This is a genomic window from Clostridium sp. CM038 (genome assembly GCF_055081105.1).
Genome location: NZ_CM143651.1, coordinates 2,718,413 through 2,743,098, shown reverse-complemented (window position 1 = coordinate 2,743,098; position 24,686 = coordinate 2,718,413). Strand labels below are relative to the sequence as shown.

The window sequence follows — 24,686 nt, the reverse complement described above, 5'->3', positions numbered from 1 at the left end:
TACGCAAACTATTTGATATAATATAAGTAATTATAAGAGAATAGGAGATAGTTTATGTTTTTGATGATAGACAATTATGATTCATTTGTATACAACCTAGTTAGATACTTTGAAGAGCTAGGTGAGGAAATATTAGTATATAGAAACGATAAAATTTCCTTTGCGGATATTGAGAAAATTAAACCCGAAGGAATAATCATTTCACCTGGTCCAAAATCTCCTGAATATGCGGGGATTTGCATGGAAATAGTAGAAAACTTTAAAGGCAGCATACCTATTTTGGGAATATGTTTAGGGCATCAGATTATTGGTAAGGTGTTTGGTGCTAAAATTATTAAGGGAAATGAACCAGTGCATGGGAAAGTATTTGAAATAAAGCATAGTGGAAAATATGTGTTTAAAAATATTGTGAGTCCAATGAAGGTTACGAGATACCATTCCTTAATAATAGAGAGAGAATCCTTGCCGGAGGTATTAGAAATAACTAGTGAAACAGAGGATGGTGTTATAATGGGTATAAGACATAAGCAATATCACATTGAAGGGGTACAATTTCACCCTGAAGCAGAGCTTACGGAATATGGACATGAAATTCTTAAAAATTTTATTAATGAAGTTAGAATTCAAGATAAATTTGTTGAAAACTAAGGAGAAGAAATGAAACTGATAATTGAACAAGTTAATACTAACCTTGATGGGTTTGGTATATATTCATTATTTAAAGAAGATTTAAACACTATATTATTAGATAGTGCTAGAGACGAAGAAACGTTAGGAAGATATTCTTTTATAGGAACTAACTGTTTTTTAACATTTAAAAGTAAAAATGGTACCTGCTATAAGGGAAAAGAAGTATATGAAGGGGATACATTTGAAGAGTTAAATAAAATTATTGAAGAATACGCTATAGAAAATAATACTGGGCTGCCTTTTGTATCTGGCGGTATAGGATACTTTTCCTACGACCTGGCTAGGGAAGTTGAAGAGCTACCCAATATAGCAAAGGATGATGTAGATATACCTCACTGCTATTATAATTTTTATGATAACATTATTATTTTAGATAATTTTAAGAAAAGTGTTTATATATCTGCACTAGGAATACTTAAATCTCAGAAAGACAGTATTGAAGGTATTAGGCAGCGTATACAAAAGGGCAATAAAATTGTATATGAAAAAGTAGGAGTTATAAAGAATAAATTTACGTCGGACTTTGAAAAGAACAATTATATAAATACTGTATCAAAGGTAAGAGCTTATATAAAAAGTGGAGATATATATATCACGAATTTAACTCAAAGATTTAGTTGTAACACTCGTAAAAGCGCATATGAAATATATAAAGATCTAAGAAATATAAATCCAGCTCCTTTTGCTGCATTTATGAATTTTGAAAATTTTAATATAATATGTTCTTCTCCAGAAAGATTTTTGCGGATTAGAAATAGAATGGTAGAAACTAGACCTATAAAAGGAACTATGCCAAGAGGGATGGATGCAGGGGAAGATCTTAAAAATAAAACCATACTTATAAATAGCGAAAAAGATAAGTCTGAACTTCTAATGGTGGTGGATTTAGAGCGAAATGATTTAAGTAAAGTCTGTAAGCCGAGTTCAGTTAAAGTAACGGAACTTTTTAAATTAGAGGAGTACAGTACAGTATTTCATTTAGTATCTACAGTAGTAGGTGAATTAAAAGAGCCGGTAAGCTCACTAGAATGCATTAAAGCTTGTTTTCCAGGAGGGTCCATAACAGGAGCACCTAAAATACGCTCCATGGAAATTATTGAGGAATTAGAGCCTGTGCGTAGAAACATATATACGGGCGCGCTTGGATATTTAGGGTTTGACGGAAATGTAGATTTGAATATAATTATTAGAACGATCTTAATAAAAGACAATAAAGCCTATTTTGGTGTAGGTGGTGGAATAACGTGGGATTCCAATGAAGAATGTGAATATGATGAGACCTTAGATAAAGCAAAAGCGTTAATGCGAGTCTTATAGGCTGGTGAATAAAGTTGTAAACTAAATTATAGAATTTGCCACGTGTCACATGGGTGGAACCTAAGGGGGTATTATGATATTTGTAAATGGTGAATTAAGTGTGGATAAGATATCCTTAGATAGTGGGTTTTCATTTGGAAGGGGAGCATTTGAGACTATATTAGTTAAAGAAAAACCATTATTTCTAGCTGAGCATATAGAAAGGTTAAATAGAGGGCTTAACACACTAAACGTAAATAAAAAAATTACTGAAACAGAAATTTATGCTGCTACTCAAAAACTCAATTGTAAAAACTGCGTGCTCAAAATTATGGTATCTGAGAAAAACACTATAATTACTAAAAGAGAAATGGCCTATAAACAAAGTGATTATGATGAAGGGTTTGCATTAGGATTAAGTGAGGTTAGGCGAAATGCGCATTCAAATTTAACATATGTGAAATCCTTCAACTACATTGAAAACATAATTGAACGAGATAAAATTATAGATAAAGGGTACAATGAAGCACTATTTCTAAACACAGAGGGATTTATAAGTGAGGGAGCTGTAAGCAATATATTTTTCATCAAGAATGGAATTATATTTACACCAAAGATTAAATGTGGGTTATTACCGGGCATAGTACGAGATTTTATTATTCGAAATTTGTTGCCTATAGGATTTATTGTACAAGAAGGCGAGTTTACATTAGAAGAATTAATGAAAGCTGAGGGTGTTTTTATAACTAATAGTATTATGGGTATAATGAAGGTGAATAAGATCGAAGATAAAGTTTTGAATGAAAGCACAGTTGTATCTGAAATAAAAAGGTATTATGATAGATATGTAGAAAATCATAAGGAATAAGGCACTACTCTATATCAGTTGGAATTGATAAAGAACAACCAATAGTAGCATTAACAAGTGAGAGCATTGGGATAGATGTCGGAATAAAAGACCTTGCTATATGCTCCAATGGAATGACATTTAAAAATATTAACAAAATAAAAAGTGTAAAAAACATGAAAAAAGGCTACGTAGATTACAACGTAGGGTATCTTGCAAATACCTAAAAAATAAAGAATGGAGTAAGTTGTCAAAACAAGTAATGTTATAAAAATCGAAAAGCAGATTAAATTACTTCATAGAAAAATAACTAATATAAGAAGTAATCATAATCACCAAGCAACGAATACGATAGTGAAAACCAAGCCTTCAAGAGTTGTTATGGAAACACTTAATATAAAAGGAATGATGAAAAATAGACATTTATCAAAAGCCTGTAGTGAGTGTGGTCATATAAAGCCAAAACTTTCATTATCAGTTAGAACATATATCTGCGAGGAATGTGGCTGTGTTATAGATAGAGATTATAATGCAAGTATCAATCTAAGTAGATATGAATTAGTAGTTTAATAGCATCGCAGATGATAATTAATCACTTAAACGATACTACTAATATGTACCATGCGTTGTATGGGAATTTAAGCCCTTGGAGTGTTATATAAACCAAAGTAGCATATCTGAAAAGATTGCAAAATCGGACACGTTGAACAGGGAATTAAACAATATTTATAGATTTATATAGATTTTTGGCAACGGTGGAAATTATAGATAATAATTTAATGAATGATAAAATAAATCTTATTATAGAAAACTATAGCTTTGTGTATAATTTAAGGAAGATAGAAAACTTCGAAGAACATAGAGACTTTTGCCTGCATGATATGCAGCATTTTTTAGACGTGGCACGACTTATGTACATAACGAGTTTAGAAAAGCATTTGAATATACCAAAACACATAATTTATACAACTGCACTTTTGCATGATATAGGTCGGGGAGAAGAATATGAAAATGGAACACCTCATGATATTGCTAGCCAGGAAATTGCTAAAAACATATTAAAGCAGTGCAAATATAGTGCTAAGGAAATAGATGAGATTCTAGAGGCTATAGGAAAACATAGAAGCAATACTGAAAATTTAAATAGTTTAAGTGATGTATTATATAAGTGTGACAAGCTTTCAAGAAATTGTTTTAATTGCGAAGCTATTGATGGCTGTAAATGGCCAGTAGAGAAGAGGAATTTGAAGGTAACATACTAGGAATACAGTTGAGAGTGAATGAGATTATGAGGAGGAAGTTTATGGAAATAGGAAACCGAAATTTTGAAATAGGAAAAAGAACTTACATAATGGGGATTTTAAATGTAACTCCTGATTCCTTTTCTGATGGCGGAAAATTTAGGGATATTAGCTCAGCAATAAATCATGCGAAAAAAATGGTTGCTGACGGGGCAGATATTATTGATATTGGTGGCGAATCCACAAGACCTGGACATGACCCCGTAAGTGAAGAAGAAGAAATTAAAAGGGTAGTACCTATTATAGAGGCTTTAAAGAAGGAAATAAGCGTCCCAATTTCTGTGGACACATATAAAGGCAGAGTTGCAGAGCTTGCAGTAAAGGCAGGGGCAGCAATGATTAATGATGTATGGGGGTTTAAGAAGGACGCATATATTGCAAGCGTTGCTGCTAAGTATAATGTGCCTTGTTGTTTAATGCACAATAGAGATAATAAAAATTATACTAACTTAGTTTGTGATATAATTAATGATTTGGAAGAAAGTATCCAAATTGCACTAAAAGCAGGAGTTAAAAAAGAAAATATTATTTTGGATCCAGGCATTGGTTTTGCAAAAAGTTATGAAGATAATTTAAAAACTATGAATAACCTGGAAAAGCTAAATAGTTTAGGGTATCCTGTACTTCTAGGAACCTCAAGAAAATCCATGATAGGGTTTGCACTAGACTTACCTGCAAGTGATAGGCTTGAGGGAACACTTGCAACTACAACTATTGGAATAATGAAGGGCTGCGAATTTATAAGGGTACACGATGTATTAGAGAATAAAAGGGTTTGCGTTATGACAGATGCTATATGTAGAAGCTAAGAAAACACCCTTATTTATAAAGGAGACAATACTATGGACAAAATGTATATAAAAGATTTAGAGGTTTACGGACACCATGGTGTCTTTAAGGAAGAAAAAACCTTAGGACAACGTTTTTTAATTTCATTGGAGCTTTTCCTTAGTTTAAGAGAGGCAGGCATCACTGATGATTTAACTAGGACGGTTCATTATGGTGAGCTTTGTCAATTGGTTGAGGAAGAATTTAATAAGGAAAGTTATGATTTAATAGAGAAAGCTACAGAAAAATTAGCTGAATTTATACTCTTAAAATATGATTTAGTTCAAAGAGTAAAGGTTAAAATAAAAAAACCTTGGGCGCCTATTGGAAAACCACTTCAATATGCAGCGGTAGAAATAGATAGAAAATGGCATACAGCGTATATTGGTATAGGTGGAAATATGGGGGACAAAGAGAAAAATGTGAAAGAATCATTAGAGCTTATAAACAATTCTTATCATACCCAAATAACAAAAACATCAAAATTTTATGAAACTAAGCCAGTAGGATATCTAGAGCAAGATGATTTCTTAAATTGTGCTATTGAAATAAAAACACTTTTAAATCCATTAGAGCTTGTAAGATTCCTGCTATCTATAGAAAAAGAATTAAAAAGGGAGAGAGTTATAAGATGGGGTCCTAGAACAGTAGATTTGGATGTACTACTGTATGATGATATTATTAGTTCTTTAGATGAAATAATATTGCCTCATCCAAGAATGCAGGAAAGAATGTTTGTTTTAGAGCCACTGTGTGATATAGCACCTTATGTTATGCATCCAATTTTAAATAAATCTATAATTGAAATCAAGGCATGCTTAAAGGAATAACCGGATAAAAAAACAAATACCTTATTTAGGTATAAGGTATTTGCATAATCCATAAAGATTATAGGCTTTGTACATTTTACTTGTATCAATGTAATCCATTTTGTAGGAGCCATCCCAGGGATATATGGAAATGAATTTTTCGTTATAGACATTTATCATATATTTATCTTTGCTGAAGGTTAAAAATATCTTATATATTGGTTTATCGGGTAAGTTCGCTGGTTTATCTATGAAACTATCATTATTTAATGAATTAAAAAACTTGGCGAATGAAGATAAATCCTCATTGGAAAAATCTTTCTTCTTATAAAAATTCATATATAGAGCATAATGCTCAGTAGGCTTTTCTAGAGATAAATCTTTCATTAATAACTTGGTATAGTAAAAATTGTTTGGTTTACTTTTTATAAAAATGCTTTTATCAAAATTGTATCTACAGCCGAAGAGACTTAAAGAAAAAAACACACAAATTACGAGTAAAATACATTTGCTTTTATTAATACTCAAATAACCACATCCTTTAACGACAGTTCAGAAGGGAAGTCTCCCATTTCTATAAGTGAGAGTTCCATACTATAGTAAAAATAAAACTTCAGTGGGAGTATAAATCGCCTTCTGAAGTCGTAAATGCAGCTCCGCAGGAGATGATTTAACGACAGTTCAGCTCCCTAGGAGATAAGTTAACCTCCTTTAAATAAAATATGTTGATTAATTATCTTTTAGTACACAAAATAGTAATGTTTGGATATTTTAATATTTATATGGTGACGAAAAAGATTAAAAAGGGTTCGTTAAATATATTGATTTCAAAAGAACTCATATATATATATAATTATCTAAAGGCTTTAAGAAATCAAAACAAAAATGAAAGAACCACCTGAAGCCAGGTGGTTTTTTCATTTTTGTTCCATATAACATCTTATTATTTCTTATAGGATCGAGGTTTTATTATACTGTCCAATTTTCCGACAGTTGGTTTAAGGCGATTCCACTTATACTCAATAATATACTCTTCATTTACATTGATCAGAGCATATTCATTTTTAGTGCATCTAAAGGGGGTGTAGTTCACTATCATCTTAAATTATGTAATTAATTATATTATAAAATTATTCGTAGCTAATATTAACTCTTAAGAGGGGTTATGGGGTTTGTAATTAAGAAATCAATAAATGCCTTTGAAGCGTTGGATAGATAACGATCTTTTTTCCAAACGAGAGCAATTTTTATGGGAATAGCAGTACTAAATGGAACTTTTGTTATATTTTCATTATCTTCAACAATTTCCTTTAGTAAAAAAGAAATGCCAACCCCATTGGTAATAAGGCCCTTGATGGTTTCTAATTGGGTGGATGATAAAATAACATTAGGCTGAATATTGCATTCATTAAAAGATTCTAATATCTTTTGTCTGATGTAGAAGCCTTCTTTTAGTAGGATAATAGGTTCGTTCTTAATATCTTTAAATGTAATGGTTGGTTGTTTGCTTAAAGGGTGTTCCTTTTTTAAGCAAACGAAGAGCTCACTATTTAAAATGGGAAGGGAAGCTAGGGACTTATCGGAGGAATCGATGATAATCAGACCTAAATCAAGGTCTCCATTTTCTACCATTTGTTTTGTTGTAAGGGACCCATATTCCGAAATATTGAGTTTAATATTTGGATGTGATTTTTGGAAGTCAATAAATACTTTTGGAAATATAAAAGTACTGATCAGTGGAGGGATACCTATTGTCAGGATCACATTTTTAAGATCCTGGCAATCCTTCATTTCTGCAACGGCATTGGTTACTTGTCTTAAAATATCATCTACTCTTTTTAAGAAGATTTTGCCTTCGTCTGTGAGGGAAAGCTGTTTTTTAGAGCGGTCAAAGAGCACAATGGACAGTTCCTTTTCTAGATTTTTGATAGAATTGGTAATAGAAGGCTGAGTTACATAAAGTTTTTTGGCAGCTTGTGTAATATTATTTAATTGACATACCATTTGAAAATACTCTAACTGTCTTAATTCCATAACATATCCCCCTAATTATAAGTTTTAACTATTATATCATAGTTAAATGATAGTTTTAATTTATAACAACGTGTGTTATAGTTTTAACAAGGATTTAAATAAAATAACATAAATGTTAAAAAGAGAAAAGCAGTACTTCTTTTTAATAAATGTAAAAATATTAACATGATTAAAGGGATAAAATACTGTAATCGTTTTAAATTCACAACGTATATTCCACTCTTTTATAAGCTTAGACCATTATATCATAGTTTAATGGTTTTTTTAATTTAGAATAACATTTGTTATAGCTTTATCAATAAATCAAATAAACACCACTGTTTTTTAAAAATCATAAATGTTAAAAAGATAAATGCCATATTATTCTATTAATAAGTGTTGAAATATTAACAAAGTCGAAGGGAGGTGTAAATCTAGACTTGTTCGTTTGTTTAAAAGTCTAGATGAATAAATATGAAGTATAGTTATTATCCAGGTTGTACGTTAAAGACGAAAGCTCAGGAATTAGAAAAGTTTGCACTGGATGCTGCAAACGTTTTGGGGTTTGAGTTAGAAGAGCAAAAGGAGTGGCAGTGTTGTGGTGCTGTATATCCCATGGCCACTGATGAAATAGCTACTAAATTATCCTCAGTAAGAAGCCTAGCAGGAGCACGGGACAAAGGTGAAAAACTAGTTACTTTATGTGCAGCATGCCATCACGTGATTAAAAGGGTCAATGAAGATATGAGGACCAAAGATGACATAAGAACAAAGGTTAACAATTACTTGGAGCTAACAGAAGCATACGCGGGAGAGACGGAAGTCCTTCACTATTTTGAGGTGCTCAGGGATGAAATAGGATTTGATGAACTCGCTAAAAAAGTAACAAATCCTCTTACTAACCGTAAAATTGGTGCATATTATGGATGCTTGCTACTTCGTCCCAGTGGAACAATGAATTTTGATGATCCAGAAAACCCTTCTATTATAGAAGATTTTATAAAAGCCATTGGTGCAACTCCTGTAATATATCCTTATAGAACGGAGTGTTGTGGAGGGTATCTTTGTTTAGATCAAAAGGATCTTGTAAATAAGATGACAAATACTATAATTCAATCAGCTGTAAAAAATGATGTAGAAGAAATTGTTACTGCATGCCCACTTTGTAAATATAATCTAGAAATTAGTAATGATGGGGCCAAAAATAAACTATCTATCAGCTATTTCACGGAGCTTTTAGCAGAAGCGTTAGGTGTCAAATAAGATAGGAGGGGATAGTGCAATGAAAAGAGTGAAAATATATTCTGACAAAAAATTAAAAGAGTTAGATCAAATTTCTCAAATTAGTGGGCAGAGGATACAAGATTGCATCCAATGTGGGAAATGTTCAGCAAGTTGCCCTGCAAGTGAAGGTATGGATATCCTGCCTCATCAGGTCATAAGATTACTTCAGACAGGAGAATTAGACAAGGTTACAGAGAGTAAAACCATTTGGTCTTGTGCTTCATGTTTTACATGTTCCCAGCGTTGTCCTAGGAATATAGATATTGCAAACGTTTTAGAGGCAGTTAGGCTTATAATCCTTAGACGTACAGGAGAAAACAGAATAAAAGCTGAAGAGGTCTTTGGAAAAATAGATGATAAAATGCCCCAGCAGGCAATTGTAAGTGCATTTAGAAAGTATAATAAATAATTTTTACAAAAAAATAATGATACTGTTATTTTAAAGGAGGAATCAAATTGCAGAAAATTGGAGTTTTTGTTTGTTGGTGTGGAAGCAATATAGCAGCTACCGTGGACATTGATAAAGTTATAAAAGAAGCTGAAAAAATGCCTGGAGTTGTATATGCTAAAGACTATCAATATATGTGTTCCGAAGTAGGCCAGAATTTGATTAAGAATGCGATAAAAGAGCAAAAATTAGATCGAGTTGTGGTAGCATCATGTTCTCCTAGAATGCATGAGGCAACATTTCGAAAAGCGGCAAAGGCAGCGGGATTAAATCCTTATTTATTAGAAGTTGCAAATATTCGCGAACATTGTTCTTGGATTCATAAAGATAAAGAGAGAGCAACCCCGAAGGCCATAGCGCTTGTTAGGGCTGCAGTGGCTAAAGCAACATTAAATAGCGAACTTGTACCAGGTGAAATAGATGTAACGAAAAGGGCACTTATTATTGGTGGAGGAATTGCAGGAATCCAAACGGCTCTTGATATTGCTGAGGCTGGTTATCAAGTGGATATCATTGAGAAGTCACCAAGCATTGGTGGGAAAATGTCTCAGCTAGATAAAACATTCCCTACATTGGATTGTTCTGCCTGTATTTTAACACCGAAAATGGTAGATGCGGCGTCTCATCCAAATATAAACATATACACCTACAGTGAGCTAGAGTCAGTTAAGGGATATGTGGGAAACTTTGAAGCTACCATTAACCAAAAAACACGAAGTGTAGATATGGACAAGTGTACTGGTTGTGGCGTTTGTGCTGAAAAATGTCCTTCAAAAAAAGCTAAAAATGAATTTAATGAAGGCTTAAATAACAGAGGAGCTATTTATATGCCTTTTGCTCAGGCTGTGCCAAACGTACCTGTTATAGATAGAGAACAGTGTATCAAGTTTAAAACAGGGAAATGTGGACTTTGCGAAAAAGTATGTACAGCGGGTGCCATTGATTTTTCTCAGGAAGATACTAAAATGACAAAACAATATGGGGCTATAGTGGTATGCACAGGTTATGATCTTATAGGTTTAGATAAATTTGGAGAATATCAGTATGGTGAGCACCCTGATGTAATTACATCTCTTGAATTTGAGAGATTAACAAATGCTGCAGGGCCAACAGCAGGCCATCTTGTGTGTCCATCGAATCATAGAGTGCCTAAAAAAGTAGTGTTTATACAATGTGTGGGATCAAGGGACAAATCTTCTAGGGGTAAACCTTATTGTTCTAAAATTTGTTGTATGTATACAGCAAAACATGCAATGTTACTCAAGGATCATTATCCCGATATGGAAGCCTATGTTTTTTATATTGATGTTCGTACACCAGGGAAAAACTTTGAAGAGTTCCAGCGAAGAGCTGTTGAAGAATATGGTGTTCATTATATTAAAGGTATGGTTGGTAAAGTTTTTCCAAATGGAGAGAATCTTCAAGTTAATGCTATTGATGCTTCGACTGGAGAAACAGTTCAAATTGATGCAGATTTAGTAGTGCTCGCAGCGGCGACTAAGGCCAAAGACGATGCAACTACAATTAAAAGGATATTAGGTATAAGTACAGATACAAATAATTTCTTTACAGAGGCTCATCCAAAACTTCGTCCAGTGGAAACTCATTCTGCAGGAATATATTTAGCGGGAGCATGCCAAGGACCAAAAGATATCCCAGAAACGGTGGCACAAGCTAGTGCTGCAGCAGCAAAGGTAATTGGGGTATTAAGTAAGGATAAATTGGTTAACAATCCTTGTGTTTCAGAAGTAGATGAATCAATTTGTAGTGGATGCCTTGCGTGTACTAAAATATGTCCATATGATGCAATTTCATCAAGTACAATTGAAGTTAAAGAGAACGGGAAAACAATTACAAAAATAGTTGCAAAGGTAAATGAAGCACTTTGCCAAGGTTGTGGTGGATGCACAGTAGCTTGTCGCCCTGGTGCCATTGATCTTAAAGGATTTACAAATAAACAGATTTTAGCGGAGGTGGATGCCATATGTCGATAGAAGCCGAAAAAATCGAGGGAATAGATGAAAATAAATTTGAACCCTTAATTGTAGCCTTTTGTTGTAACTGGTGTAGTTATGCAGGAGCAGATTTAGCAGGAACAAGCAGATTAGCATATCCTGCCAATGTTAAAATTATTCGGGTTCCATGCTCATGCAGAGTAAGTGAAAACTTCATACTCAGAGCATTCCAACATGGAGCTGACGGCGTAGTAATTGCCGGTTGTCATCCAGGGGATTGTCATTATACAAGTGGAAACTATCATACAAGACGACGTTTTTCAGTTTTGACAAATTTACTTGTATTTATGGGAATAGAAAAAGAACGTTTTAGAGTGGATTGGATTTCAGCAGCAGAGGGACAAAAATTTTCAAGCGTTATGAATGATGTATTAGAGAAAGTTCATAAACTTGGTCCTAATAGAAAGTTGAGGGATGAAAGATGGATAAGATAACTGAAAAAATAAGAGCGACCGCAAAACTTGCCCTAGAAAATGGGGAAGTAGAAAAAATTATAGGATGGGAAAAGGGAGATACCTTTGATGATTCCTATCCCGTATTTATTACAGAAGTGGGTAAAGTAGATTCTTTAATATGGGACTGCTTCTGTGTTAATAACCTAAGTAAATATTTACTTAAGGAATTAAAGGACAATAAAAAAGTAGGTATATTTTTAAAAGGATGCGATTCTCTTGGATTTAACCAACTGATAAATGATAACAGAATAGACCGCGCGAAGGTTGTGGTCTATGGAGTAAGTTGCTCTGGTATGATTGATCCAGAAAAAGTAAAAAAAGGAGGGTTAAATAAAGGCATTCTAAGCGTGAAAAGATCTGGGGATGAAATTATATTTGTGAAAAATGATGGTGAAAAGAAGGTTTCAGCAAGTGAATTTGAATATGACAAATGCATTAAATGTAGACAGCCGAATCCTGTAGTATATGACCAGTTGATGTCGGACTTTGTAGGGAGAGAAGTGGATCCACTAGAACGATTTAAAGATGTGGAAAAACTTGAATCCCTAACAGATAAGCAGCGATCTGATTTTTGGGCTGCTCAATTTTCAAAATGCATAAGATGTAATGCTTGTCGTAATATATGTCCTGCATGTAATTGTGTAAAATGTATTTTTGACAATGATAAGGCAGACGTATCAGGTAAAGCAAAATTAGATAGTGAAGAGCAGTTTTATCATATTATTAGGGCTTATCACGTTGGTGGTCGTTGTGTGGACTGTGGAGAATGTAGCAGAGTATGTCCAGCAAATATCCCACTTCACCTATTAAATAGTAAAATTATGAAAGATATAAATGAACTTTACGGTGAATATGATGCAGGGGTAGATCCATCTAAACAAGCCCCAATCGGAATGTATAAACTGGATGATAGTGATTCCTTTACATCGCATGGAGGTGGGAAAAAATGATGAAGAAAATATTAAAGAATCAGTTTTCGCAGCTTTTTAGTATGATTGATAAATCCTATGAATTGTTTTTGCCTATTGAAGTGGATGGAGATGTAAACTTCAACCTGTGGAAACAAGGAGATACGGTGAATGTAGAAAAACTGAAAACTAATATTTCACCAAAAAGTTTTATTTTCCCCCAAAGTGAAACCTACTTAAAGTTTAAAAGAGATGGAAAGAAACTTGAACTAGAAAATGTAGGAGGAAAGAAAGAGGACTATGTACTATTTGGTGTGAGACATTGTGATGCAGCGAGCTTTAAGCTACTTGACAATGTATTCCTCGTTGATCCTGTAGATGCTTTATACGAGGAAAGACGAGAAAAAGGAACCATCGTTTCTATGGCCTGTTTTGATCCAGAGGAAACTTGCTTTTGTAGTTCATTTGGAATAGAACCACAGACAGCTTCTAAAGAAGTAGATGTTAACACATGGGATATGGGAGATAGCATACTTTGGAATCCACAAACATCAAAAGGTGAAAACTTAACGGAGAAATTAAAGGACATTTTAGAAGATGCAACTGAGCAGGATATAAGTGAATTAAAGGCATTGAAAGAGGCTACAAAAGTGAAAGTTAAAAATCTTCCTTTAGCAAATATAGACCCTAAAAAAATAACGGGAGAGCTTAAGGAGTTATTTGAATCTAAAATTTGGGGAGAACTTAGTGAACGTTGTTTAGGTTGTGGTTCATGTACTTATGTATGTCCTACTTGTCATTGTTACGATATTGGTGACTTTAAGGGTGATACATCTGGAGAAAGATTCCGTTGCTGGGATTCATGTATGTTTTCGGACTTTACCCTGATGGCTCATGGAAATATCAGAAAAACGCAAAAGGAAAGGTTCAGACAGCGGTTTATGCATAAGCTTGTTTATTATCCAAATAAACAAAATGGTGTATACGCTTGCGTTGGATGTGGAAGGTGCATAGAAAAATGTCCAGTTCATTTGGATATTGTTAAAGTAATTAAAAAGTTAGGTGGTGGACAAAATGAGCTGCAATTGTAATGTACATGAACATAAACATGTAAATCCTTTAATGCCAGAACTAGCTGAAATAGTGGACATTAGGGAAGAAACACACGATGTAACTACATTTAGGGTTACAAAACCTGGTGGTGGAAAATCATTTGAACATATGCCAGGTCAATGTGCGATGATTTCGGTTCCTCCACTTGGAGAAGCGATTTTCTCAATCACTTCTTCTCCAACAGAAAAGGATTATATGGAGTTTAGTGTAAAAAGATGTGGAGTAGTTACAGAATATCTACATGGTTTGGAAGTTGGGAGTGAAATAGGTATTAGAGGACCATATGGAAATAATTTCCCGGTAGAGGATGAGCTAAAAGGAAAAGATCTTCTTTTCATCGGTGGGGGTATAGGACTAGCACCCATTCGTTCCGTTATAAACTATGTAATGGATAATCGAGACGATTATGGAAAGGTAGATATTTTATATGGAGCAAGAACGCCTGGAGATCTTGTCCAGACAAAAGACATCTTTGAAAATTGGCCATCAAGGTCTAATACAGACGTTTATTTGACGGTTGATCGAGAAGTCGAGGGATGGGAAGGACATGTAGGATTTGTTCCCAGTTATATTAAAGAGATTGGATTTAGCACAAATAAAGTGGCTTTGGTATGTGGACCGCCTATTATGATTAAATTTGTTCTTCAAACGCTTGAAGAAATGGGATTTAAGAAGGATCAGGTATACACCACATTGGAATTAAAGATGAAATGTGGCGTAGGGAAATGCGGACGTTGTAACATCGGAGATAAATATGTGTGTAAAGATGGTCCTGTATTTAGATGCGATGAAATAGATCAACTTCCCGATGAATATTAATGTAAACACTAAAACAGTTTAACCCATTAGATATTAGGTATAAACAAAGGAGGCATATAAAATGTCCAATAAAGAAATGGTGGAAATATATATATTAAATAAAAAGTACTCTGTACCTTCAAGCCTTACAATCATGGATTCAATGGAATATGCAGGGTATCAATTAGTTAGAGGATGTGGATGTAGGTCGGGCTTTTGCGGTGCCTGTGCCACGATATATAGAATTAAAGGTAAGAAAGAATTAAAGGTATGTTTAGCATGTCAAACCAAGGTTGAAGATGGTATGTATCTTACTCAATTGCCATTCTTTCCTGGAGACAAAAAATTATATGATATGAATGAATTAGAGCCGACGGCTGATACAATGATGAAGCTTTATCCTGAAATATACAGCTGCATTGGATGTAACTCTTGTACGAAGGGATGCCCCCAGGACCTTAATGTTATGCAGTATATTGCCTATGCCCAAAGAGGAGACATTGAGAAATGTGCCCATGAATCTTTTGACTGTGTTATGTGCGGAATCTGTGCTTCTAGGTGTCCTGCCAATATAACTCATTACCAAGTAGGGGTGATTGCACGCCGGCTTACAGGTAAATACATTGCCCATGAAACAGAACATTTGACAGAGAGGGTACAACATATTAAAGAAGGCATGCATGATGATTCATTGAGAGAACTAATGGCTAAAAATGTTGATGAATTAAAGGTATTATACAATACAAGGGATATTGAAACATAAAAATTAGCTTAGAGTTACATAAAAATATAGTATTACCAGGGAGGTATTTAAATGTATACAGCAGAAATGAGGGGGCTAATAAAGAAGGTGGAGGCCACCCGTTCCCAAAGATTAGGAGTTCAGTTTCCAAGAATGAGTCCCCAAGAAAAGGAAGATATATTAAAGGAAAATTATCCTGATTATAGAGATAATGAATTCAAAAATCTAAGTTTAGGGCCTAACAAAGGATCAAAGGTTCCCCTAGAGTTAGCGGATATTATTGAAGCTAAAAGTAGACTTCAAGATCTGGACATGGATTTAACTAAAGTAAACTATGACGTAGATGTGTTGATAATAGGTGGGGGAGGAGCTGGAGCATCGGCAGCCCTAGAGGCCCATAAAAAAGGCGCCAATGTATTGATTACCACAAAATTACGTTTTGGCGACGCTAATACGATGATGGCCGAAGGGGGGATCCAGGCTGCTGATAAGCCAGAAGATTCTCCTGCGAAACACTACATGGATGTAATGGGTGGCGGACACTTTACTAACAAAAAGGAACTTGTTAATGCCCTTGTAAAGGATGCTCCGGAAGCAATCAAATGGTTAAATGACCTTGGGGTAATGTTTGATAAAGAAGAGGATGGCACAATGGTTACTACCCACGGAGGTGGAACCTCGAGAAAGAGGATGCACGCCGCTGCCGACTATTCGGGAGCTGAGATCATGCGTGTGCTTAGGGATGAAGTGATTAACAAAGGGATTGAAGTGGTGGAATTTTCACCTGCTGTGGAGATCCTATTAGACAAGGATGGTAAAGCTGCTGGAGCCGTATTATTCAATCTTGAAACAGAGGAATATTTAATCGCAAGGGCTAAAACAGTTATTATAACCACGGGAGGTGCTGGAAGACTTCACTATCAGGGTTTTCCAACATCAAATCATTATGGTGCAACAGCGGATGGACTTGTTTTGGGATACAGAGCCGGAGCAGAACTTGTCTTCGCAGATGCTGTGCAGTATCACCCTACTGGGGTAGCATACCCTTCTCAAATTTTTGGGGCACTTGTTACGGAGAAGGTCCGTAGTTTAGGGGCAACACCTCTAAATATCCATGGTGAGCAATTTACTTATCATCTTGAAACAAGAGATGTGGAAACATCTGCAATCATTAGAGAATGTCATGTAAGAAATAATGGTATTGAGACACCTTTAGGGGTAAAGGGTGTATGGTTGGATACTCCTTTAATCGAAATCATCAATGGGGAAGGAACGATTGAGAAAAGACTTCCTGCCATGCTGAGGATGTATCAAAAATTTGGTATTGATATGAGAAAAGAGCCAATTCTCGTATATCCTACCCTTCATTACCAAAACGGAGGACTTTTAATTGATGAAAACGGTCAAACCAAGGTAGAAAACCTTTATGTGGCAGGAGAAGCTTCAGGAGGGATACACGGTAGAAACAGATTGATGGGTAATTCACTATTAGATATTATTGTTTTCGGACGTAGGACAGGGTTCCATGCAGGTGAAAAGTGCAAAGTGGTTAAAGTAAAAGAACTGAGCCTTGACCATGTTAAAGAATACCACAAAAGCCTTGAGGAAAACGGTGTGAATACAGACAAGATTTCTCCTGTACTACTGCCCCAGTATACCCATGGAAGAGAAAATGATAAATAATATTATTTAGTTTGATTTTTACTATGAATAAGAGTATTTATTTTTCGTAACAAAAATAGAGTTAATATTTATAAAATCAATTGACGTAGTAGATTTAAAGGTGGTGATATGAACAGTAAAATACATAATTAGCATGTTGAATTCTTCATAAAATTATATTGGGTTATGTCGGTAGGAAATATTAAAATAGTTATTGTCATAATAAAGAATAAAACAAAAAAGGAGAATGAAAAATATGAATATTAAAGAAGAAGCAATGAAATTACATAGACAATGGAGAGGTAAAATTGAGGTGATTTCTGCAGTACCAGTAAAAACTAAGGAAGATCTTTCAATAGCTTATACACCGGGGGTTGCAGAACCTTGTCTTGAAATTTCAAAAAATATAGATTTATCATATGAGCTTACAAGAAGATGGAACCTTGTAGGAGTTATAACAGATGGTACTGCCGTTTTAGGTTTAGGTGATATAGGACCAGAGGCTGCAATGCCAGTAATGGAAGGTAAATGTGTACTATTCAAAGCATTTGGAGATGTTGATGCTTTTCCTTTATGTCTAAAAACTAAAGATGTTGATGAAATTGTAAGAACGGTTAGTTTACTTCAAGGTAGTTTTGGTGGTATTAATTTAGAGGATATAAGTGGACCTAGATGTTTTGAAATCGAAAGGAAACTAAAAGAAGTATGTGATATCCCAATTTTCCACGATGATCAACATGGAACAGCTATTGTTGTTGCTTCTGGTGTAATTAATGCTCTAAAATTAGTAAAGAAGAATATGCAGGATGTTAAAGTTGTAGTAAACGGTTCAGGAGCTGCAGGTATTGCTTGTGCAAAATTATTAATGAGTATGGGAGCAAAAAATGTTATTCTTTGTGATAGAAAAGGTGCTATCTATGAAGGAAGAGAAAATTTAGGTGGAGAAAAAACTTTGATGGCAACTATTACAAATAAAGAAAAAGTACGTGGTACATTAAAGGAAGTTATTGTTGGAGCAGACGTGTTCATAGGAGTATCGGATGCTAACCAAGTAAGCCAAGATATGGTAAAGACTATGGCGAAAGATTCTATACTATTTGCTATGGCTAATCCAGTACCTGAAATTTTACCATCTTTAGCAAAAGAAGCCGGTGCAAGAGTTGTTGGTACTGGAAGATCAGATTTTCCAAATCAAATAAACAACCTATTAGCATTCCCAGGAATATTTAGAGGTACATTAGATGTTAGAGCAAGTGATATCAATAATGAGATGAAGATTGCCGCAGCAAATGCTTTAGCGGAGCTTGTGAGTGATGAAGATTTAAATGAAGACTATGTTATTCCACTACCATTTGATCCAAGAGTTGCAAAAGCCGTAGCTGAAGCTGTTATGGAAGCTGCTAGAAAATCTGGAGTAGCTAGAATATAATAATAATAATAATAAAAGCTGTTCAAAATTTTTGAACAGCTTTTACAAGAAAAATATTTGGAAGGAGTTGTGGATTCATGCGTAAAGTAGATGTAAAAGAAATTGAAAATGCTTTAAAAGATATGAGTATAAAGACTAATTTTTATGCGGGAGAAGACGTATTAGATGCCTTTCATAAATTCCAAAAGGAAGAAACATCTCCGGTAGGAAGAGATATTATAGCCAATTTGTTGAAAAATGCTGAAATTGCAAAAACTGATCAAGTACCAATTTGTCAGGATACAGGTATGGCTGTAGTATTTGTAGAAGTAGGTCAAGAAGTTCAGTTAATCGGCGGAAATATTACAGATGCCATTAACGAAGGTGTACGACGTGGATATAAAGAGGGATTTTTAAGAAAATCTGTTGTAGAAGATCCTTTAAAACGAAAAAATACAGGGGATAATACTCCGGCTGTGATATATTATGATATTGTACCAGGGGATAAAGTCAAAGTAACTATAGCCCCAAAAGGTTTTGGCAGTGAGAATATGAGTAGATTAAAAATGCTTAAACCATCAGATGGTTTAGCAGGTGTACTTGATTTTGTTGTAGAAGCCGTTTCACTTGCAGGTCCAAATCCATGTCCACCTATTGTTGTAGGTGTTGGAATTGGTGGCACATCTGATAAGGCAATGTATCTTGCCAAGAAGGCCTTAACAAGAGATATTGGTAGCCATAATGAAACAGAGCATTTAAAAGAAATTGAATTAACTTTACTAGAACAAATTAATGCACTAGGCATAGGACCTCAAGGACTAGGGGGAAATACCACAGCCCTTGCTGTAAATGTGGAAGCTTTTGCAACACATATTGCTGGATTACCTGTGGCAGTAAATATTAACTGTCATGTGGCAAGACATGCAGTAACAATTATATAGGGAGGGGAAAAGATGGAAATCAAACATATATCTACTCCTTTAACACAGGAGAAGTTGAAGGATTTAAAATCGGGAGATAGTGTTTTAATATCAGGAACCATGTATACAGGTAGAGATGCAGCTCATCAGAGACTAGTAGACGCAATTAATAATGGGGATGAGTTACCTTTTGATCCTAAAGATGCCATTATATACTATGTGGGACCTGCTCCAACTAAACCTGGAAATGTAATAGGTTCTGCTGGTCCAACTACTAGTTATAGAATGGATGATTTGACTGTTCCATTGCTTGAACTAGGTCTTACTGGAATGATTGGGAAAGGGCTTAGAAGTCAAACTGTAGTAGAGTCAATGCAGAAAAATGGCGCAATTTATTTTGCTGCAATAGGAGGAGCTGGAGCTCTTATTGCTAATACAATAAAAGAATGCGAAATTATTGCTTTTGAAGATTTGGGTCCAGAAGCCGTTCGTAAACTGACGGTAGTGGATTTTCCGGCTGTGGTTATAATAGACACCAAAGGCAATAATCTTTATGAAACAGAAAGAATAAAATATCAGAAATAAAAAATAAAAACTGTATTGGGAAATTCCAATACAGTTTTTATTTCTTTGAAAGAAATTTATTTTAAATATAAAAGACTATTAAAAATTAAAAGATATGTTAATAGGCAACGTTTATATTAAAAAACAATAAAAGTTTTGTGTCACCTTTTTGCCATTTTAGGCATAAAAAAAGACTTTCAAGAAATACTTGAAAGTCCTTTGGTGCCGAAGGCGGGAATCGAACCCGCACGGTATTGCTACCTCTGGATTTTGAGTCCAGCGCGTCTGCCAGTTCCACCACTTCGGCATGTCTGACAATATGAATTCTAACATATATTTATAATTAATGCAATAGTTATAGTATATTTTTATTAATAAATTTTATATCTTAATAGATAAAGGTTTTATGTTAAGTATTAATGTGTTGAAATAAAATTACATAAATAAAGCTATTTATAATAGAAGTAATATATTGAATTAATAGCCACATAATGCTAAAATCAAAAGTAAGTTGTATATATTAAACATTAATTTTTAGATTTTATTTAAAAGTCTAAAAGGAGGAATAACAAAATAAGGAGGGATTTCATTGCTTAGAAAGAAACAGAAAAGAATACTTAGCTGGATACTATCGTTAGCATTAATATTATTTAATTTTAACGGTGTTATTGGAACTAAAATTGTAGAGGCGGCTGGAATTGATACATCGACAAATGTAACCGTTGCCAGAAAGAGCTTGGAACCAAATGCATTTACTCTAGGAATTGGACAAGTAACGTCTCCATCAGTAGCTCCAGTTAATGCTACAAATAAAACATTTGATATAGTAGAAATTACAGATTTTCATGGACAACTTTTGGATTCAACTAATACAAAACCTGTAGGAGCTGCATTAGCAAAAGTAGTTAAAGACGTGAAAACTGCAAATCCTGGAAGAACACTTATCATTGGTGGAGGAGATCTATATCAAGGAACACCCACCTCTAATGTACTAAGAGGAGTTCCAGTTCAAAAGGTGTTATCAAATATGGGAATGGAAGTTACAGCTTTAGGCAATCATGAGTTTGATTGGGGACTTGATATAATTAATACTGAAACTATGATTGGTGCAAATTACAACATTGTTTGTGCTAATATGTATAAAAAAGGGACAAGCAATAGACCATATCAGCCTTATAAGATAATTACTAAGGATGGTGTTAAAATAGCAGTAATAGGAGCAATACTTAAGGAAGCTCCAAGTATAATTATGCCAGCTCTAGTAGATCCTTTTGATTTTAGGGACCCAGCTACAGAAATTAATATAGTTGCAAAGGAAATCAGAGAAGGAAATCTAGCTGATATAGTACTAGCAGATGTACATGATGGTGGTTCATCGCTTAATACTATGGTTAATAAATTACGTGGCGTAGATGCGGTATTTGGTGGACATACACATAGTATTGGTGATGTTGTAAACAAAGATGCAGATGGGTTGGACGTACCTACATTAATAGCAGCGGCTACTGGTAAAGGTTTTATAAATTTAAAGATTACTGTAGACTCTACAAACAAAATAGTAGGTTTCTCACCTAAAGGTTCAAACTGGAAAGGACTTACAGTGACAACTACATCAGCAACAGACCCAGATTGTAAGAAAATTGTTGATGATGCAAGTACGTCATTACTTCCAATATTTAATGAAGTAATTGGAACTAATGACAATGCTTTAACTAAGAGCCAAGTTGACTCACCTTATGGAGAATCTCAACTTGGAAATTGGATGGCAGATGTTGTAAAGAACTATTCAAAATCACCAGCAGAGGTGGGAATGGTGAATAACGGAGGGATTAGATTAAGTCCAATTCCATCAGGCGATATAACTGTTGGAACAATATTTAATATAATGCCATTTGATAATACGATTTGTACTACAACCATGACGGGGGCACAGCTAAAATTTATTTTTGAACAAGCTGTTCAAAATGATGGTAATGGAATACAAATTTCTGGAGTTAAATTTGTATATGATTCTTCAAAACCGTCGTATAAACCAGCTGTAGTAGATGCAAATGGGACAGTCACAACACCAGAAATACCAGGTCAAAGGGTTCTTAGCATGATAAGAGAAAGCAATGGCACAGTTGTTAAGGATACAGACACACTAAAAGTAAATGCACCAGATTTTGTTGCTACTGGAGGGGACACCTTTACAGGATTCTTAGCACCTGAGATAGTAGCTAGTTTAGTAGATTCGCATGAAAATGTAAGAGACGCTTTAAATGCTGATGTTAGAGATAAGGGCAAGATGACAGTTGTAATGAAAAATAGAATAGACAATCAAATGAAAGATGTAGATCCTGGAGCAACTATTTCAGTAGTAGCAACTTCAGATGTACACGGAAATGTTCTAAACTTTGATTATGGAACTAATGCAGCGCCTTCAAAAGGACAGGGACTCGCAAAGGTTTCAACTTATGTTAAGGGCTTAAGAGCAACTAATCCAAATGTTATGTTAATAGATAATGGAGACACTATTCAAGGAACTCCACTTGCTTATTACTATAATATGATAGATAAAACCACAACTTATCCAATGTCAGCAGTTATGGGAGCAATGGGATATGACAGCTGGACTCTAGGGAATCACGAATTTAACTATGGACTTGAAGTATTAAATAGAATTAAGGATGATGCGAAGGATCAAGGTATCGACGTGTTATCTGCTAATACTTACAAAGCTGATAATAAAAATTTTGTTAAACCATATACTATGAAGTCTTTTGTAGTTAATGGAAAAACAATTAGCGTAGCGGTACTTGGACTTACAACAAAAACTATATCTAGTTGGGAGGATCCAGCTCATTATGATGGATTACATTTTAATGATTTAGTAGACGAAGCTAAAAAATGGGTTCCAGTAGTAAAGGCAGATGGAGCAGATGTAATAATAGTAGCTGCACATACTGGAGAAGAAGGAGTAGCAGATATTATTCCGGAAAATCAAGCTAAGGCATTGGCTACTCAAGTAAGTGGGATAGATGCTATAGTTGCAGGACATGCGCATAGTACTTTAAATGACATCAATTTAAAAAATCCAGAAGGCAAAGTGGTTCCAATATTAGAACCAGGTAAATGGGCACAAAACGTTTCACAAATTGATATAGCGGTTAATGCTGCAGGAATTGTTACAGGATTAACTACTAAAAATGTAGCTATGGACACTATCGCTGAAGATCATGATATAACAGCTTTAATTGCACCATATCAAGCTAAAACTTTAGAATATACTTCAACAATACTTGGACAATCTAAGGGAGAATATAAAGGCAATAAGCAAATTACTGAACCAACTGAAATAATGGAGTTAATAAACAAAGTTCAAGCTGGTGCAGCTGGAACACAACTCTCAATAGCAGCTCCACTAAGTTTATCATCATATATTCCAAAGGGTGATATTACTATTAAAGATATTATGGGCGTATATGTATACGAGAATTATCTTTATGGAGTGAAGATGAATGGAAAACAAATAAAAGATTGGATGGAATATACAGTAAGATACTACAAACGAACATCAGGTTCAACAGATCCAATAGTTAAGGACGCAGATCTTAATATTGCAGATTATAACTTGGATCAATTGTACGGAGCAAGTTATGACATCGACTTAACAGAGCCAGCAGGAGCAATTGATTCAGTTACTAAAAAAATGATATCTGGAAACAGAATTAAGAACTTAAAGTTTAATGGAAGAGTGATTAAGGATTCAGATGTATTTACAGTTGCAATAAACAACTATAGATACAACGGCGGCGGAGGATTCATGGCTGCTGCTGGAATAAGTAGCGTTGATACATCTTTAGTTACTTATAATTCAGCTAAGGCTCTAGGTGATGATGGTCAGGTTAGAAGTTTAATGATGAAATATGTTAAAGATAATAAGACTATAACACCATCTTCAGCAAGAAATTGGAATATATTATCATCATCAATAAAGCAAGAGGTTCCGGTGACTGGAATATCACTTGAAAAAGCTTATTTTAGCATTGGCCCTAAGATGAGTGAAACCTTAGAGGCAACATTACTACCTGGCAATGCAACAAATAAAAAAGTATCGTGGAAATCAAGTGATACTTTAGTGGCGTCAGTTGATGATAATGGAAAGGTTACAGGACATAAAATTGGGTTAGCTAAAATAAGTGCTACAACCGATGACGGGAATTACAAGGACGAATGTACTGTTGCTGTTGTAAGTAAGCCGGTTAATAAAGTTAGAATAAATAAAAAGGATATAATTATAAAAGTAGGCAAAAATGAAAAATTAACAGCTTTAGTTGGACCGGGAAATTCAGATATTAAGGATGTAATTTGGAAATGTGACAGTTCGATAATAAAAATTATTGAGAAAAATGGAAAGAGTATTTCAGTAATTGGAATATCTACCGGAAAGGCTAAAGTGACGGTTACTTCACTAGATGGAGGGTATAAGGCGACCTGCGACGTAACTGTTATCGATAAGAAAAAATAATTTTGGCGGCAGGTACATTTGTATCTGCCTTCATTTTATTTAAATCGTTGATGTTTTTATTGACGAAGTATATTA

General features: G+C 34.5%; 21 protein-coding genes, 1 tRNA gene and 1 pseudogene. 20 read left to right on the top strand and 3 right to left on the bottom strand.

Translation table 11 applies throughout. The features are described from left to right. The first annotated feature begins 54 nt into the window (after window positions 1–54). The 7 genes and pseudogenes from ACWJKS_RS12735 to folK all read left to right on the top strand — a co-directional run bounded on the left by ACWJKS_RS12735 (window position 55) and on the right by folK (window position 5,792). On the top strand, window positions 55–648 hold the full coding sequence (locus tag ACWJKS_RS12735) for an anthranilate synthase component II (RefSeq protein ID WP_220285987.1): 594 nt from the start codon (window positions 55–57) through the stop codon (window positions 646–648). Between the two features lie 9 nt (window positions 649–657). Continuing rightward, window positions 658–2,007 carry an aminodeoxychorismate synthase component I gene (gene pabB, locus ACWJKS_RS12730; protein ID WP_462959707.1) on the top strand — a complete coding sequence of 450 codons (1,350 nt, stop codon included), beginning with the start codon at window positions 658–660 and terminating at the stop codon, window positions 2,005–2,007. A 73-nt stretch (window positions 2,008–2,080) separates the two neighbouring features. After that, window positions 2,081–2,854, top strand: coding sequence for an aminotransferase class IV (locus tag ACWJKS_RS12725; RefSeq protein WP_462959706.1), 774 nt, complete (start codon window positions 2,081–2,083; stop codon window positions 2,852–2,854). Beyond that, a pseudogene (locus ACWJKS_RS12720) lies at window positions 2,854–3,403 on the top strand (RNA-guided endonuclease InsQ/TnpB family protein); the annotation flags it as partial. The gene ACWJKS_RS12725 and the pseudogene ACWJKS_RS12720, both read left to right, overlap by 1 nt. Window positions 3,404–3,612: 209 nt before the next feature. Next, window positions 3,613–4,095, top strand: a complete 483-nt coding sequence (locus tag ACWJKS_RS12715) for an HD domain-containing protein (RefSeq protein WP_462959705.1) — start codon at window positions 3,613–3,615, stop codon at window positions 4,093–4,095. Between the two features lie 41 nt (window positions 4,096–4,136). Continuing rightward, window positions 4,137–4,943 (top strand): dihydropteroate synthase, encoded by an 807-nt coding sequence (gene folP, locus ACWJKS_RS12710; protein ID WP_216301749.1) that lies wholly within the window; start codon window positions 4,137–4,139, stop codon window positions 4,941–4,943. Window positions 4,944–4,976: 33 nt separating this feature from the next. Continuing rightward, window positions 4,977–5,792 carry a 2-amino-4-hydroxy-6-hydroxymethyldihydropteridine diphosphokinase gene (gene folK, locus ACWJKS_RS12705; protein WP_462959704.1) on the top strand — a complete coding sequence of 272 codons (816 nt, stop codon included), beginning with the start codon at window positions 4,977–4,979 and terminating at the stop codon, window positions 5,790–5,792. 21 nt (window positions 5,793–5,813) lie between these two features. On the opposite strand, the gene ACWJKS_RS12700 is transcribed toward folK, so the two are convergent. After that, window positions 5,814–6,299, bottom strand: coding sequence for a DUF4883 family protein (locus ACWJKS_RS12700; RefSeq protein WP_253198053.1), 486 nt, complete (start codon window positions 6,297–6,299; stop codon window positions 5,814–5,816). A 618-nt stretch (window positions 6,300–6,917) separates the two neighbouring features. Then, window positions 6,918–7,805 carry a LysR family transcriptional regulator gene (locus ACWJKS_RS12695; RefSeq protein WP_165412853.1) on the bottom strand — a complete coding sequence of 296 codons (888 nt, stop codon included), beginning with the start codon at window positions 7,803–7,805 and terminating at the stop codon, window positions 6,918–6,920. 453 nt (window positions 7,806–8,258) lie between these two features. Between ACWJKS_RS12695 and ACWJKS_RS12690 the strand changes: the two genes are divergently transcribed. The 12 genes from ACWJKS_RS12690 to ACWJKS_RS12635 all read left to right on the top strand — a co-directional run bounded on the left by ACWJKS_RS12690 (window position 8,259) and on the right by ACWJKS_RS12635 (window position 20,122). After that, on the top strand, window positions 8,259–9,047 hold the full coding sequence (locus tag ACWJKS_RS12690) for a CoB--CoM heterodisulfide reductase iron-sulfur subunit B family protein (RefSeq protein WP_462959703.1): 789 nt from the start codon (window positions 8,259–8,261) through the stop codon (window positions 9,045–9,047). Between the two features lie 19 nt (window positions 9,048–9,066). Beyond that, complete coding sequence (locus ACWJKS_RS12685) at window positions 9,067–9,477, top strand: 4Fe-4S dicluster domain-containing protein (RefSeq protein WP_216301752.1); 411 nt, start codon at window positions 9,067–9,069, stop codon at window positions 9,475–9,477. A gap of 47 nt (window positions 9,478–9,524) precedes the next feature. Continuing rightward, complete coding sequence (locus ACWJKS_RS12680) at window positions 9,525–11,510, top strand: FAD-dependent oxidoreductase (RefSeq protein ID WP_462959702.1); 1,986 nt, start codon at window positions 9,525–9,527, stop codon at window positions 11,508–11,510. Continuing rightward, window positions 11,501–11,965, top strand: coding sequence for a hydrogenase iron-sulfur subunit (locus tag ACWJKS_RS12675; protein ID WP_165412857.1), 465 nt, complete (start codon window positions 11,501–11,503; stop codon window positions 11,963–11,965). The genes ACWJKS_RS12680 and ACWJKS_RS12675 overlap by 10 nt, the downstream gene beginning before the upstream one ends. After that, window positions 11,953–12,936 (top strand): 4Fe-4S dicluster domain-containing protein, encoded by a 984-nt coding sequence (locus ACWJKS_RS12670; RefSeq protein ID WP_462959701.1) that lies wholly within the window; start codon window positions 11,953–11,955, stop codon window positions 12,934–12,936. Before ACWJKS_RS12675 ends, ACWJKS_RS12670 begins: the two co-directional genes overlap by 13 nt. After that, the gene (locus ACWJKS_RS12665; RefSeq protein WP_253198054.1) at window positions 12,933–13,985 is read left to right on the top strand and encodes a 4Fe-4S dicluster domain-containing protein; all 1,053 of its coding nucleotides are present in this window, start codon (window positions 12,933–12,935) and stop codon (window positions 13,983–13,985) included. Before ACWJKS_RS12670 ends, ACWJKS_RS12665 begins: the two co-directional genes overlap by 4 nt. Further along, window positions 13,969–14,826 (top strand): FAD/NAD(P)-binding protein, encoded by an 858-nt coding sequence (locus ACWJKS_RS12660; RefSeq protein ID WP_462959700.1) that lies wholly within the window; start codon window positions 13,969–13,971, stop codon window positions 14,824–14,826. The genes ACWJKS_RS12665 and ACWJKS_RS12660 overlap by 17 nt, the downstream gene beginning before the upstream one ends. 61 nt (window positions 14,827–14,887) lie before the next feature. Beyond that, entirely contained in the window at window positions 14,888–15,568 is a 681-nt protein-coding gene (locus ACWJKS_RS12655; RefSeq protein ID WP_462959699.1) for a 4Fe-4S dicluster domain-containing protein, read from the top strand. Between the two features lie 51 nt (window positions 15,569–15,619). After that, window positions 15,620–17,230 carry an FAD-dependent oxidoreductase gene (locus tag ACWJKS_RS12650; protein WP_462959698.1) on the top strand — a complete coding sequence of 537 codons (1,611 nt, stop codon included), beginning with the start codon at window positions 15,620–15,622 and terminating at the stop codon, window positions 17,228–17,230. A 235-nt stretch (window positions 17,231–17,465) separates the two neighbouring features. Next, on the top strand, window positions 17,466–18,638 hold the full coding sequence (locus ACWJKS_RS12645) for an NAD(P)-dependent malic enzyme (RefSeq protein ID WP_220285978.1): 1,173 nt from the start codon (window positions 17,466–17,468) through the stop codon (window positions 18,636–18,638). A 77-nt stretch (window positions 18,639–18,715) separates the two neighbouring features. Further along, the gene (locus ACWJKS_RS12640) at window positions 18,716–19,558 is read left to right on the top strand and encodes a fumarate hydratase (RefSeq protein WP_462959697.1); all 843 of its coding nucleotides are present in this window, start codon (window positions 18,716–18,718) and stop codon (window positions 19,556–19,558) included. Window positions 19,559–19,570: 12 nt separating this feature from the next. Further along, complete coding sequence (locus tag ACWJKS_RS12635) at window positions 19,571–20,122, top strand: Fe-S-containing hydro-lyase (protein ID WP_462959696.1); 552 nt, start codon at window positions 19,571–19,573, stop codon at window positions 20,120–20,122. 199 nt (window positions 20,123–20,321) lie between these two features. On the opposite strand, the gene ACWJKS_RS12630 is transcribed toward ACWJKS_RS12635, so the two are convergent. Beyond that, window positions 20,322–20,408 (bottom strand) — tRNA-Leu (locus ACWJKS_RS12630). A gap of 282 nt (window positions 20,409–20,690) precedes the next feature. Here ACWJKS_RS12630 and ACWJKS_RS12625 point away from each other — a divergent pair. Continuing rightward, entirely contained in the window at window positions 20,691–24,611 is a 3,921-nt protein-coding gene (locus tag ACWJKS_RS12625; protein ID WP_462959695.1) for a 5'-nucleotidase C-terminal domain-containing protein, read from the top strand. Window positions 24,612–24,686 lie beyond the last annotated feature (75 nt).